11 protein-coding genes are annotated in these 13,834 nt (G+C 54.2%); all 11 read left to right on the top strand.

What is annotated here, in order from left to right; translation table 11 throughout:
- The first annotated feature begins 77 nt into the window (after positions 1-77).
- The 11 genes from CAPSK01_RS16610 (at position 78) to CAPSK01_RS16565 (ending at position 13,759) form a co-directional block, all read left to right on the top strand.
- The gene (locus tag CAPSK01_RS16610) at positions 78-797 is read left to right on the top strand and encodes a class I SAM-dependent methyltransferase (protein ID WP_034929182.1); all 720 of its coding nucleotides are present in this window, start codon (positions 78-80) and stop codon (positions 795-797) included.
- A 237-nt stretch (positions 798-1,034) separates the two neighbouring features.
- Positions 1,035-2,414, top strand: a complete 1,380-nt coding sequence (locus CAPSK01_RS16605; RefSeq protein WP_273703888.1) for an AMP-binding protein — start codon at positions 1,035-1,037, stop codon at positions 2,412-2,414.
- The gene (locus CAPSK01_RS16600; RefSeq protein WP_034929180.1) at positions 2,407-3,720 is read left to right on the top strand and encodes a putative O-glycosylation ligase, exosortase A system-associated; all 1,314 of its coding nucleotides are present in this window, start codon (positions 2,407-2,409) and stop codon (positions 3,718-3,720) included. The genes CAPSK01_RS16605 and CAPSK01_RS16600 overlap by 8 nt, the downstream gene beginning before the upstream one ends.
- Positions 3,721-3,725: 5 nt before the next feature.
- Positions 3,726-4,706 carry a polysaccharide deacetylase family protein gene (locus CAPSK01_RS16595; RefSeq protein ID WP_034929177.1) on the top strand — a complete coding sequence of 327 codons (981 nt, stop codon included), beginning with the start codon at positions 3,726-3,728 and terminating at the stop codon, positions 4,704-4,706.
- A gap of 94 nt (positions 4,707-4,800) precedes the next feature.
- Positions 4,801-5,745 carry a glycosyltransferase gene (locus CAPSK01_RS16590; RefSeq protein WP_273703887.1) on the top strand — a complete coding sequence of 315 codons (945 nt, stop codon included), beginning with the start codon at positions 4,801-4,803 and terminating at the stop codon, positions 5,743-5,745.
- 62 nt (positions 5,746-5,807) lie between these two features.
- Positions 5,808-7,001, top strand: a complete 1,194-nt coding sequence (locus CAPSK01_RS16585; RefSeq protein WP_273703886.1) for a glycosyltransferase family 4 protein — start codon at positions 5,808-5,810, stop codon at positions 6,999-7,001.
- Between the two features lie 29 nt (positions 7,002-7,030).
- Positions 7,031-7,276: a transposase DNA-binding-containing protein gene (locus CAPSK01_RS23485; protein ID WP_337958614.1), complete on the top strand. Its 246-nt coding sequence runs from the start codon at positions 7,031-7,033 to the stop codon at positions 7,274-7,276.
- A gap of 12 nt (positions 7,277-7,288) precedes the next feature.
- Positions 7,289-8,062, top strand: a complete 774-nt coding sequence (locus CAPSK01_RS23480; protein WP_273703885.1) for a tetratricopeptide repeat protein — start codon at positions 7,289-7,291, stop codon at positions 8,060-8,062.
- 259 nt (positions 8,063-8,321) lie between these two features.
- Positions 8,322-9,815 carry a lipopolysaccharide biosynthesis protein gene (locus tag CAPSK01_RS16580; protein WP_273703884.1) on the top strand — a complete coding sequence of 498 codons (1,494 nt, stop codon included), beginning with the start codon at positions 8,322-8,324 and terminating at the stop codon, positions 9,813-9,815.
- A gap of 579 nt (positions 9,816-10,394) precedes the next feature.
- Complete coding sequence (locus CAPSK01_RS16570) at positions 10,395-12,110, top strand: CDP-glycerol glycerophosphotransferase family protein (RefSeq protein ID WP_273703883.1); 1,716 nt, start codon at positions 10,395-10,397, stop codon at positions 12,108-12,110.
- 284 nt (positions 12,111-12,394) lie between these two features.
- A complete protein-coding gene (locus CAPSK01_RS16565; RefSeq protein ID WP_273703882.1) occupies positions 12,395-13,759 on the top strand; it encodes a hypothetical protein in 1,365 nt (454 codons plus the stop codon).
- The last annotated feature ends 75 nt before the right edge of the window (positions 13,760-13,834 follow it).

Raw genomic sequence — 13,834 nt, 5'->3', positions numbered from 1 at the left:
TGGCTGGACGCTTACCGGCGGGTCGGTGCAGCGAAGAGTAAGTTGACCCCTGTGATCCGTACTAATGGAGATTTGCCATGACTGCTCTTTCCGAAGCACTGCTGCGGAAATGCTACGCCAATAGCCCTCATCCCTATCGTTTGTACGAAGAGCGCGTCACGCAACTACTGACTCCGGATTCCGTACTGCTCGACGCAGGTTGTGGGCGTACCGTCCCGGTCCTGAGAAAGTATCTTGGACGTGCCCGCCGTCTGATCGGGATCGAATTGGTCAGCTTTAGCGACGTTCCTCCTGGGATCGAGACCTATAATGCGGACCTGTCGGACATGCCGTTGCCCGACGCCAGCGTGGACCTCATCATGTCACGCAGCGTTTTCGAACATCTGACAGACCCCGCGGCGGTGTACAAGGAGTTCTCGCGCGTCTTGCGCCCAGGAGGCGCGGTGGTGTTCCTGACCGCCAACATGTGGGATTACGGTACGCTGGTTGCGCGCCTGGTCCCCAACCGCTTCCACAGCAGGATCGTCAAGCAGGTGGAAGGAAGAGCGGAAGAGGACACTTTTCCGACCGCCTATCGGACCAACACACGTACCGATGTGGAACATCTGGCGACTTCGGCTGGGTTCACTGTAGAGAACTTCGAGTACCTTAGCCAATACCCCAACTACTTGATGTTCAATGGTGCCCTGTTCTTCCTGGGCACATGCTACGAGAAATTGATCAGCCGCTTCGAGATCCTGCGCTTTCTCCGGGGCTGGATCATGGTCACGCTGCGCAAGCCGGGCCTGAGTCGCTGACAGCTAGAGCACTGAAGAACAGGATGGCGGACATGGTTGAGCCGGGAATCTTTGGTTTGCGAGTTCGATTTCTGGGCCAACCCGCTAGGGAGCGGAAATGGTGCGGATGTTACAAGCGGCCTTTCGGGATAGAGCGAAGGCCGGACAGGTGCAAGCGACAATGAGGGACATCCGTTTACAGGTGCGAACGCAACGGCCAGGCGCCTCCTGTCGTCGGGTGGCCGCGAGGAGAGAGTCGTGAACTTGTATACCGCCATGTGTTCAAATCTCCTCTTTCCCTTGCATGAGCGTCTCAAGGGGCACGATTCGGTGGCTGTGCGCAAGAGGCTCGAGGAAAGCCAGTGGTGGTCAGCGGATCGACTGGTTGACTATCGCACGGGTCGTCTGCGCGACTTCCTGGCGGACATTGGGCTGCGCGTTCCCTACTACCGGGATTTGTTCCGGCGCCTTGGTTTCGACCCGAGGTCGGTGCGCAGCATCGATGACTTGTCCGCCTTGCCGTTGCTGAACAAACACGACATTCGCGTTAACGTCGACCGACTCAAGGCAGACAGTCACGGTCCGCTGACGCGCTACAATACCGGTGGTTCTTCCGGTGAGCCGCTGATCTTCTATATGGGCCGGGGGCGGAAGAGCCACGACGTGGCTGCCAAGTGGCGCGCCACACGCTGGTGGGACGTTGACATCGGCGATAGCGAACTGGTGGTCTGGGGCAGCCCGATCGAACTGGGTGCGCAGGACCGTATTCGACGTCTGCGCGACGGGCTGATGAGAAGCCATTTGTTGCCGGCCTTTGAAATGTCAGCGACGAATCTCGATCGCTTTGTGGATACCATCCGAGCCCGGCGTCCGACAATGCTTTTCGGTTACCCCTCGAGCCTTTCTCTGATTGCCCGCCATGCCCAGCAGAAACACTTGGAAATGAGCAGGCTGGGTATCCGTGTCGCATTTGTGACTTCCGAGAAACTCTACGACGAGCAACGCACCCTGATCAGCGAAGTATTTGCCTGTCCGGTGGCCAACGGTTACGGTGCCCGCGATGCTGGATTCATTGCGCACCAGTGTCCTTCCGGTAGCCTGCACATCAGTGCCGAGGACATCGTGATCGAAACCGTGGGTCCGGATGGCAGGCATGTAGGGCGCGGGCAGCCCGGCGAAATCGTTGTCACGCACCTGGCGACAGCCGATTTCCCTTTTGTCCGCTACCGCACCGGCGATATCGGTGTCCTGAGTGACAGGATCTGCCCCTGCGGCCGCAACCTGCCTGTTCTGGAAGAGGTACAGGGGCGCACCACAGACTTTGTGATCGCCCAGGATGGTACCGTGATGCACGGGCTCGCGCTGATTTATACGGTTCGTGACCTGCCTGGTGTCGAGCGTTTCAGGATCGAGCAGGTGTCCATCGATCAAACGATCGTCAAGGTTGTTACCGGATCGGCTTTTGACCAGGTGTCGGAGGATCGTATCGTGCGCGATTTCAAGGCGCGTCTGGGCAGAAACGTGGATGTGCGCATCGAAAAGGTCCGTGAAATTGCCAGCGAAGCATCCGGGAAGTTCCGTTACGTCGTCAGCCATGTGAAACCCCTTGTGGGCGTTGAGAAAGTCACGGATGCGTGACCTGCTGATACTGGGCATCATCATCGCGGTCCTGCCTTTTGCAATCGCTCATACCTGGATCGCCGTGATTCTGTGGACCTGGATCAGCCTCATGAACCCCCACAGATTGGCCTTTGGCTTTATCCACACTGCACCGATTGCCGCCGTGGCTGCCGGTGCTGCGTTACTCTCGCTGGTCATCACACGCGACAAGCTGCGCATGCCGTGGACTCCTCCGGTCATCGTCCTCCTGCTCCTGGTCATGTGGATGTGTTTGACGACGGTCTTCGCCATTGATCCAGTAGCTTCCGCAACCCAGCTCAATAAGGTCATGAAGATCCAGATCATGACTGTTGTCGCCCTGATTGCCCTGCAAACACGCAAACACATCGAGATGTTCATCTGGATCATTGTTCTCTCGATTGGTTACTATGGGCTCAAGGGCGGCATCTTTACCATTCTCACCGGGGGGGGCTCCAAAGTATGGGGACCTCCAGGCAGCTTTATTGAGGAAAACAACGCCCTGGCCGTGGCGGTGATCATGACCATCCCGCTGATCAACTACCTGCGGATGGTCACAACCCGCCTCGTTTTCCGCCTCGGTTTGCTGGCGCTGATGTTGCTGTGCACGCTCTCCGCGTTGGGATCACAGTCGAGAGGGGCATTCCTGGCGATCTCTGCGATGGGGCTGGTGCTGTGGTATCGGTCCGAGAGAAAAGTTTTGAATGGAGTGGTCATTGCTGTCATCGCCGCCGGTTTGATTGCTTTCATGCCCAGTTCGTGGGAACAACGGATGCGGACAATAGAGACCTATCAACAGGATAACTCTGCGCAATCCCGACTGGGTGCTTGGCGGTTCTGCGCAAACGTTGCCAATCACCGCCTGCTGGGCGGCGGCTTTGATCTCTATACCCCCATGAATTATGCGGTATATGCTCCTGCGGAAAGTGTCGGAACGCCCGTGGCACACAGCATCTACTTCTCGATGCTTGGTGAGCATGGCTATGGTGGCCTGTTCCTGTTCCTGTTGTTATGGTGGCTGACTTTTCGTTGCGCAGCCCGAATACGCCGGCAGACTAAGGATCGGCCGGAGATGGCATGGACTTATCATCTTGCCGGCATGTGTCAGGTCTCCATGGTCGGCTATCTGGCGGGTGGCGCGTTCCTCCAACTGGCCTATTTTGACTTGCCTTACAACATTCTGGTGGTTCTTGTCGTGGCTGATCGCTGGATCAGAGAGGGGGGATGGCACCAGGAGAAGGTCGGCGCTTTTGGTTCGGGAAAACCCACCACCTCTGCCATTGCACCCCATCCGGCAGCGAATTAATTGACATGATCATAAAAACTCTCGCCCATGCACTATCCCCGGCAGGGGTTCGTGGACGACTCTCGGTCCTGATCTTTCATCGTGTTCTTGCGCATCGGGATGCCATTCGTACCTGGGACATCGATGCGAATGATTTTACACGCACGATGACCTGGCTCAAGGAGTCGTTCAATGTCCTGCCTCTTGACCAGGCGATTGCTCGACTGATTGACCGTACCTTGCCCGCGCGCGCAGCCTGCATCACCTTCGATGACGGATATGCGGATAATTTCACGGTCGCGATGCCGATCCTCAGAGATCATGGGCTGACAGCAACCTTCTTCATGGCGACAGGCTTTCTTGATGGTGGACGGATGTGGAACGACACGGTGATCGAGGCAGTCAGCCATTGCGGCAAACCGCGGCTGGATCTTTCTGAAGAGGGCCTGGGAGTGCACGAACTGAATTCGGCTGTCACTATTCGTCAGGCGATCATGAGCATCCTCAATGCGGTCAAGTATCGGGAGCCTGCGGAACGTCGCAGGACGGTCGATTACGTTGCTGCAGTCGCCGGGGTCAGGTTGCCGAATGATCTGATGCTGACCTCGGAGCAGGTGAGGGCCATGCGCCGTGCCGGCATGCTGATTGGCGCGCATACCGTCACACACCCGATTCTTGCCCGTCTGAAGCCGGAGGAAGTGCGTAGCGAGATTCTCGACAGCAAGCAGTTCCTGGAGTCGCTGTTGCAGGAACGCGTCAGCTTGTTTGCCTACCCCAACGGAAAACCCAATATCGATTATCGTGCCGGAGATGCCGAGGTCGTTCGCGGCCTGGGCTTTGACGCCGCCGTCACGACAGCATGGGGAGTCGCCGATTTCCGGTGCGACCTCATGCAGCTGCCCCGCTTTACCCCCTGGGACAAAACCCGACTTCGCTTCGGCGCAAGACTGATCAGGAACTTGTGGCAGAATGAGCAACTTCGATCGGGACAGATGGCGTGTCCATGATGGGAGAGAAGCAAGGCGCATCCAGTCATGATGAATTGATCTGGGGTCCTGTCCAGATATTCCGTGCCGTTGCTTAACACGTCCATGCAAACCGATGTCAACGACCCCCAAGATTTCTGTCATCATTCCCTGCTATAACGCAGAACGATACATTGTTTCCGCGATTTCCTCCGTATTGGCGCAAAACTGGCCAAATCTCGAAGTCGTGGTGGTCGATGATGGCTCCTCCGATCGCTCGGCCGAGCTCATTTGTGCCAGTTTTCCCGAGGTCAGGCTGGTGCAGCAGCGCAATCAGGGCATTGCGGTCGCGCGCAACCATGGCATCGCATGCGCACAGGGTGACTGGATCGCCTTCCTTGATGCTGATGACATATGGCTGCCGGGCAAGCTGCAGGCACAGTGGGATACACTAAGCGCCGTACCCGGCGCGCGCATGTGTCACACTGCCTTCGAGTTTTGGACCAGCACTGAACCTTCGCCGGAACCCGCCTTCCTGGCGGCATTGCAAAGTCGCTCGGGTGACCGCCGGCGCTGGTTTGGCGTGAGCGGCTGGATCTATCCTCAGTTGTTACTTGATTGTGCGGTGTGGACATCGACCGTGTTGGTGCATCGATCGGTTTTCTCTGAAGTGGGCCAGTTTGATCAGAGCCTGCGGATTGGTGAAGACTATGATCTTTGGTTGCGCATCTCCCGCGTGACCCAGATTCTGCATGTGGCATTCCCGTATGCACTGTATCGAATGCACCCCACGAGTATTACAAGGTCAATTGTCCAGGAGAACCATCGTGGTCTGGTGATCAGCCGTGCCTTGGCGCGCTGGGGATACCGCTCGCCAGACGGCAGCAGCGCACGCAAGGCAGATGTGGATCGTGCCTTGGCAAATACCTGGAGCGAGTTCGCGTGTGTCCACCTTACTGCCGGTAACTTGATCCGTGCCCGGCAGGCTGCACTGACGGCGCTGCGTATTGACATGACCCATGCAAAGGGATGGAAAGTGCTCATCAGCACCTTTGCAGGATCTTTGTTTAGCCACAAGTAACCATAAAGATATTGCATGGGTGATCTGTGCCGGTCGAGACTTTTCGCAAGGCGAAATGAAGAATGAAAGTTGCACTGTTATGCTCCGGATTGGGCAATGTCTATCGTGGACATGAAGTATTTGCACGCGATCTCTTCACGCTTTTGGGAGATTCGGTAGACGTGACTCTCTTCAAGGGTGGAGGCGAGCCTGCGCCAAGGGAGTGGGTGATTGACAACATTCCGCGCAATGCCGGATGTCTTGATTACCTCCACGTCGTGGCGTCTCCCAAGTGGGCAGCGGCAATTGCCGAAGGAGAGCGCTGCCGGATAGAGGGCGAAACTTTTGCTTATGCCGCGCTTAAACCCTTACTAGAAGGGGCGTTTGATGTCATTCATTGCCTGGAACGTGAAGTGTGCAACATCATTTATGATAATCGCCATTTGTTCAGGTCTACGCCGAAGATCCTGTTTTCCAACGGCGGCGCAATACCTGCCAGAGACCTGCCGCGCTGCGATTTCGTTCAGGAACACACCGAACTGAATTTGTCTTATAGTGCCAAAGGCAAGTCGTTTCTGATACCACATGGTGTGGATGTCAACTTGTTTCATCCTGGAGTGGTCTCCGATTTTCGTGCGCAGCATGACATTCCGCAGGATGCATTTGTAGTGATCAGCGTCGGTGCCGTCGCCTATCAGCATAAACGCATGGATTATGTGGTCAGGGAGGTCGCGGCCATCAAGGATGCGTATCTGTTGATCGTCGGCCAGGAAACCAAGGACACGGCCGAGATCAAGGCCCTTGGCAAGCGCTTGATGGGGGAGAGAATCATCTTTACGAAGGTCCAGCATGATGATTTGCCTATGGTGTATGCAGCCGCCAATGTTTTTACCTTGGGTTCCGTTTTTGAGACCTTTGGAATTGTCTATATTGAGGCTATGTCAATGGGTTTGCCCGTAATCTGCACCAATCACAAAAATCAGCGCGCCATTGTCAAGGAAGGAATCTTTATCGACGTGAGCAAGTCGGGCGCACTGACCAAGGCCCTTCGGGATACCGACCGGTCAACCTTGGCAGCTCTGGGGCAACGCGGCAGGAAAATCGTGCTTGAGCACTACGACCTTTCGGTACTGAAGCGACAATACATCCAGCAATACCAGGCGATTGCGTCATCGCCAACGTCGTTGGCTGTTTATACATTGAAAAATAAGCTGGCGTCCAATACCAGAAATGCAATCCGGTCTGCTGCGAGATGGGTACATGGGCGTGCAGAATAATGAATGACCGGACATTCTTCGAGTAGTACATTGATCTGGGTGACCGGCGACGGAACAAGCAAGCAATCAACGGGTTGGCGACGCTCGCCGCGAGACCGACGGCGAGCATTCCTGGAGCGTGCTTGAGCGGGGGCGATGGGGCATACCGTTTCTTTGACAACGAACCACGATCCTGGCCACCGGTGTGGTCGCCCAGGAAATCCACCCACCGGTCGGTTGCCACCCGGTCGAGTGGCGCTTGTTTGACCAATCGTACAGCCGAGATGTCAAAATGATAGGAGAGAGAAATGGCTAGCTACATGAGACCGGGAAGATGCTCCGCGGTGGTCATCCTGCGATTCTTGGCGCTGGCCTTGGGCCTGATGGGCGTTTCGCCTGTCGCCTCAGTCCCCTCTGGGGTCATCACCGAGCAGGAGATGGCACTCATCCCGCCCTACTGCCCCTACGCCCAACTCTTCCCAAAAAACATGGCTCCGGAAAGAAAACAGTGGGAGGCGCGACTAGGTCCGGGTTTCCCGAGTATTCATCATTATTGCTGGGGGCAGATAAATTTCCAGCGCGCTCTCCGCAGTAATACCTCATCACAAGAAAGAAGGTTCCTCCTGGGGACGGTCATTAATGATTATGAGTTTGTGATCGGAGCTGTCCGAGCGCATGAGAAAGATTTTGTTCTGCTCCCGGAGATTTTTACACGGAAGGGAGAGGTGGAACTGCTTCTTGCCCGCTTCAAAGATGCCAACACATCGTTTGCCAGGGCAAGAGCACTAAGGCCCGATTATTGGCCGGCATATTCAGCTTGGGCAGGGTTTCTGATTCGGTCAGGAAATAATGCTGAAGCAAAACAGCTGGTTCAGTCTGGACTGGAGTATAGTCCCAATTCAAGGGTGCTTCGAGAACAATACCGTTCGCTTGGGGGTAATCCATCCGACATTAAGCCGAATGTCAAGCCGCCAACCCCAGAATCCCCCACAGATCAACGCGGCACGCCAGCGCCGGAGGGTGATGAGGTACCGGCGGATGTTCACACCGATCCTCCGGTTGGCGGGAGCACACACCAATGAAACATCCACGAAGGTATTGGGGTGATGATTCTGATCAGGCATCCACGCTGAGGAAGAACCCCAGGGTTCAGTATTCGAGTCAAGTTACCCATTGGGTAAGTCCTGACCAGAAAGTCGCTCAGCAATCCGTGTCAAAGACATCCAGCATTCCAGGGACCCGTCGACATCAGATTACGGAAACATTTGGCGGCAAGCGCTTACGAGTGGATTTCGCCCGCTGCAGAAAGCTCTCGCCAGCCAGCTTGAGGCGATCCTGCTGATGGTCCAGATAGGGAAACACGTCACGATCGGCGCACTCTGGATGGTTGGGATGCGCCTGATCGACCGGGGAATCGGTCTGGTCTCGATGTTTGTCCTTGCCCGTTTGCTGTCGCCTGATGATTTCGGAGTAGTTGCAATGGCAATGACGGTATTCGGCGTGATTGAAATTGGGGGCCAATTCGGCTTCGATATCGCGCTAATCCGAAACCGCCAGGCTAGCCGTGCGCATTACGATAGCGCGTGGAGCATGTCGGTTGGCTATGGCGTATTTACTGCGATTGCCCTGGCAGCGCTAGCCATTCCTGCCGCGATTTTTTTCAACGAGCCGAGATTGCAATCAATCATGCTGGCGCTTGCGGCGATAGCGCTGGTCCAGGGTTTTGAAAATATCGGAGTGATTGACTTCCGCAAGAATTTCCGATTCGGCGATGACTTTCAACTGATGTTCTGGAAAAAGATCAGTTCTTTTGTCGTTGGTTTGTCATTTGCTTATCTACTGAATACTTATTGGGCTCTGGTGTTAGGAATTGCCGCATCCCGTATCACTGGCGTCTTCCTAAGCTATGCCCTTCATTCTTATCGACCGCGATTCGATTTGTCAGAAGCCAGGGGGCTGCTGGTCTTCTCTCGTTGGATCCTGCTCAAAGGCATCATCGATTACGCGATTGATCGTGGCCCGGACTTCATCATCGGACGCTTTCTCGGTGCGAATGCCCTAGGATTGTACCGTGTAGCACGTGACATCTCGACCTTGCCAACGACGGAGCTAATGTTCCCGATTATGCGGGCGGTTTTTCCAGGGTATGCCGCGGTTGCGCATGATCGCCAGATGTTGGCAAATTCGTTTATGATGGTACAAGGGTCGATCCTCATGATCACCCTGCCTGCAGGCGTGGGAATGGTCATGCTTGCTGACCCCATCGTAAAGCTGCTATTAGGCCCGAAATGGATTCCAGCGGTTCCACTGATACAGGTGCTCGGCTTGTACGGAATTTTGACCATTTTCCAGGCAACCAATACCTCGGTGTTCAACGTTCTTGGAAAGCCGCATTGGGGCGCGGCTTTGAAGGCAGCAGAGGTGCTTTTTCTACTTCCAGCCATGTTCACTTTATACGCGCTTGGTTACCAACTGGTCGAAATTGCATGGGCAATCGTCGGCGCACAAGTGCTGGTTATTCCCGCGGGGATTCTAATGACCAGGCAGCTCTTGAAGGTTGGCTTCAGGGATCGACTGGCGGTGGCATGGCGACCTGTGATTGCCTCAGCGATCATGGCGTTGATACTGGCCTGGCAGTTCATGCAAACCGATCTGGAGGTTTCTGCCGCGTCGGCGAGCTGGTTGCTTTTCAAAGCCATACCGACAGGCATGATCGTATTTGCATCGACGATCTTGCTGCTGTGGACAATCGCCGGGGCGCCAGATGGACCGGAAAGACACTTGCTTGCTATGGTAAAGGGATGGTTTCCAAGGGGCCTCAGTCGTCGTGTCTGACTTCAGAATGCCTGCTTTGTTGCCTCTGGGCGAAATGGCACGGCTTATGCCGGAACCTCCGCTTGTCGCCGTGGCTGGGGCCATGATTGCCATGCGTGATCTGGGCTTGCAACGATCCCCAATGGCCAAGGGTATGCTAATGCCCCCCCTGCTAGGTCGCCATGTGCCTGCTGGTGCGGTGGGGGGGTACTTGGTGGGGATCCGCCTACTGTTGCAGGAGACCTTACGCGACATGCGCCGCGCTTTCGACCTGATGCGAGGTTGCGAGCGTACGCATTCGACTTTGTCTTTCAAGGCGATTTCCGGGACTCAAGATCCCGAACAACTACCGCCGCGGCTTGTTTTGCTGGCCCTGAGTCCGGTACGGTGTTTTGCGGAAATTACCCAAGCCCTCAAATGATGGTGAATATTGACTGGAGAGACCCAACCACCTACGGACGGCTCGTAGTTGATTCGGTATGCAGCCCACTCGAGGATGCTGCCCGTGGTATGGGCCAAGCGCCAAACTCAGTGCAGGATACCGCACTGCAATTCCTGTGGCATTACTTCGAGATGGAGACCCATGAGAGGTCGCCTACGATGTCAGTCACCCCGTCAGCTGCGGAAGAGTTTCACGCATTGGTTCAACGCGCGATGATGCTTATCAATAGGGATGCCATCAAGTCGCTTCCCGTGCGGACCCATACCGAGTTCATCGTTCGACAGGCATTGCTTTCCTACAAGGATGGCGAATCTGCTTCGCCAGTGGCCATCACTGGATACGACCACGATCAGGGACTGGTGCGACTGAGCTATTGCGTTCCTCGTCCATCCAGCAGCGAGCGGTTTTCGGTCGACGGGGAGCGGGTCCACGGTACCTACGCCAAGTTCCGCAGCTGCAACTTCTTTCGCCGGACTCTATTCTATGAGCGCATCGTTTGGCTTCCCGCGGCCAAAGGGCGCTCGATCGAAGCCGTGATTGAAGGTCAAATCACTCCCATCACGGTATTGAGCCAGGCGTCGGCGCGACGCAGCCAGTCTCGCGACGAAGGCATGAAATCGCTGCTTGATGATGCACGGATTGTCTATCCACCATTCAGGAATGTGGTTAAGGCATTACCGTTCAGTGTACGAGGCGCAATGGCAATGGTCGTGAGGTGGCTGGCAAGAACTGCCATCGTGCGCAGGCGATTCGCCAACGCATGGGTGTTTGTTGACGGCGAAGAGGAAGCCGACGATAACGCAGAGCATTTGTATCGATGGGTTTTTCGCAGCCACCCTGAGATTAACTCATGGTTTTTGATGGAGCGTTCGTCACACGACTGGGAGCGACTTCGGAGAGAGGGTTTCAGATTGATGCCCAAAGGCATTCTTCGCAACTTGTTGATACTCAATTCCGACCATATTTTATCTTCCCATGCGAATCTGGTCCACGGGGCTCTTGATCCGGAGCTTTATGGCGACTTGATGTGTTTTCGATTCACCTATCTGACGCATGGCGTGCATGACAAGGACCGCTCACATTGGCTTAACAAACAACCTTTTGACAGGATGCTTGCAACAACACCGATGGAGTATGAAGCCGTCGCCTCCGATGGTTCGCCATATGTATTTTGCGATCGGGAGGTGCGGCGGACAGGATTGCCGCGACACGACAACCTGCTCAGGCTGGCCAGCCAGTTAAGGCCAGAAGAAGTTAATTGGATAGTCATCATGCCGACTTGGCGGTCACGATTGGCGAAGATCGCTGCAGCGGGGTTAACCTCGACATCCTACGCGGAGATCGAAAAATCGGAGTATGTGCAATCCTGGGGAAGTCTGTTGAAAAATAAACGGCTTCAGGATTTTGCGCGATCGTATGGCAAGCGGTTGGTATTCATGCCGCATCCTGGTGCAGTTTCTTTCCTCGCTGCCTTTGGGATCCCTGCAGATATTTCCATAATAACGAAGAAGGATATGCGAATTCAAGATGTCTTCGCAAGAGCCTGTGCTTTAATCACGGATTATTCAACAGTTGCTTTCGAACTAGCCTATCTTCGACGCCCAATCATTTATTATCAGTTCGACGCGGAAAGATTTTTTCATCATGACCACGGTCTGAGGGAAGGATATTTCTCCTACCCGCGCGATGGTTTTGGACCGGTGGTGACGAAGGAGTCGGACGTCGTGATGGAACTCGGACACGTGCTTGCTAACCGATGCTTGCCTGAATCAAAATATCTTCAGAGAATTGATTCGGCCTTGGTCGATTGCGACGGAGGGGCTTGTGAGAGGGTATTTAATAGTGTTGTTGACATATGCATCCCGCGAGCTTGAGGGACACAGATCTGCTCTCCATCCTTGATGCTTTCGCAGGTGATACCTTTGTTCATAAACGGACACGTTCGGCGCGCTTGCAACGCGCGGCAGGCTCGCAAGCTCGGGATTGAAGTGAATTAATCAGCGTTTCCTTAAGTAAGCGGTCCTAGAAAAGTCTTCCGACATTCCAGCAGCGAGCCGAGGAGGAATTCAGCCCTGTGATTGTCGGAGAACTTATCCGAGACCGCTTACATTTTTTTTGCGCAGTTTTTTATGCACTAAAGGGTCCTTGGAGGCTGTGATTGATCAGAGCTAATTTATATTCGACTGCACTCAATGCGCTCGAGTGTGCGGGAGTTACATGGGTATTGATGCGCGCCTCCCCGGACAACTTTCTCGACGCAATTGAGATTGATATCTATATCAAAAAAAACCAGAGAAAACAAGCTTTTGTCACTCTGTTGAGTCTGGGTTGGGGATGTCTCCATGATTGGCTACATGAACCTGAAAAAGCTTGCTTTGCTTACATCGAGCAGGGACAACTTAACAAGATTGACATCCATTTTGAGGTGGTTAGTGGAGGTGTCATCACTGTCGATAGCAATTGGTTTGAACAGGGGATCAGGGTCTCACCCAATGGGGTGAGAATCCCAAGCGAGAGTGCTTGGCTGCTGCATGTGCTGACACATACAATCCTTACAAAACAAACATTACCGGAACGATACTTCGATCGGGTAAGGGCAGCGCTGGATGATCCGACCATCGTTGCAGATGTCAGGTCACATATTAATTTAGTATCGTTTGTGGATAATTTCAACGCCTTATCTGCAGGTGATGCGATAACTCTCATGTCTGATTCGGCATGGGTTTCAGGCGTGCGTTCAGTTTTACTGAAAGAAACACAGTACCGTAGATTCATCCGTGACTTCATTCGACGAATGGAGTGGATTATTTTGCGTCCCTGGCGAAGGGATTTCGGTATCTCGATAGCAGTGATCGGCGTGGATGGCGTTGGCAAGAGCAGTTTTATCAGCGAAATGCAAGAGCAACTACGGGATATCGGATTCGTCGTCCGTACGGCATATATGGGGCCCTGGGATCGATCGATCTTCCCAACGTCGAGGTTGCTTGAATATTTTGGCGCAAACCCACTCGACTTCGATCAGATACAAGCCGGCCCAGTATCGCTCGACAAATCATCTCTGACCAAGAAATGGAAAGGGTATGTCAAGCGTTATTTCTATTATTTTGGTACTTGGATTGAGACCTGGGCGCGTTTCTTACGCCTGGTGCTGCCACACCGGTTGTTGCGCCGAATCGTTTTGCACGATCGAGATTTCTTGGATTTGTTGACGGGTTTTCGAAATATTCCGATCAGAAACAACCTCCGATTGCGTCAATGGCTCGCACAGATAACACCAAGACCTGAAATTATAATAGTTCTATTGAATGACCCAGGGATGATTTATCAAAGAAAGCCTGAATACCCGCTCGATGTGATCGAAGGCGCCGTGCGAAGGTATCGGGATTTGGCGTCTCGATACGGCTTGCATATTATTATTACTGATCAGCCAACTGATGTCTTGGTTAGGGATTTCATCGCGGAAAACTGGCGCTCAATCTATGCTGCGGTAAGCGGAGTCAATCGGGCCGCGCCAATCGAATGACATGATTTTTGTCGTAGCGTTGGTGCAAACAGTCCGAAACATATGAAGAGCCAACTCGCAATCTGCCGTGCCCGT

It is taken from the genome of Candidatus Accumulibacter vicinus (assembly GCF_000584955.1).
GTDB classification, from domain to species: domain Bacteria; phylum Pseudomonadota; class Gammaproteobacteria; order Burkholderiales; family Rhodocyclaceae; genus Accumulibacter; species Accumulibacter vicinus.
This window is presented reverse-complemented; position numbering and strand designations above follow the sequence as displayed.

Bases quoted from the DNA above. Each gene is read 5' to 3' on its own strand.
- CAPSK01_RS16610 (WP_034929182.1), top strand. From the start codon at position 78: ATGACTGCTCTTTCCGAAGCACTGCTGCGGAAATGCTACGCCAATAGC.
- CAPSK01_RS16600 (WP_034929180.1), top strand. From the start codon at position 2,407: ATGCGTGACCTGCTGATACTGGGCATCATCATCGCGGTCCTGCCTTTT.
- CAPSK01_RS16595 (WP_034929177.1), top strand. From the start codon at position 3,726: ATGATCATAAAAACTCTCGCCCATGCACTATCCCCGGCAGGGGTTCGT.
- CAPSK01_RS16590 (WP_273703887.1), top strand. From the start codon at position 4,801: ATGTCAACGACCCCCAAGATTTCTGTCATCATTCCCTGCTATAACGCA.
- CAPSK01_RS16585 (WP_273703886.1), top strand. From the start codon at position 5,808: ATGAAAGTTGCACTGTTATGCTCCGGATTGGGCAATGTCTATCGTGGA.
- CAPSK01_RS23480 (WP_273703885.1), top strand. From the start codon at position 7,289: ATGGCTAGCTACATGAGACCGGGAAGATGCTCCGCGGTGGTCATCCTG.
- CAPSK01_RS16580 (WP_273703884.1), top strand. From the start codon at position 8,322: ATGGTCCAGATAGGGAAACACGTCACGATCGGCGCACTCTGGATGGTT.
- CAPSK01_RS16570 (WP_273703883.1), top strand. From the start codon at position 10,395: ATGTCAGTCACCCCGTCAGCTGCGGAAGAGTTTCACGCATTGGTTCAA.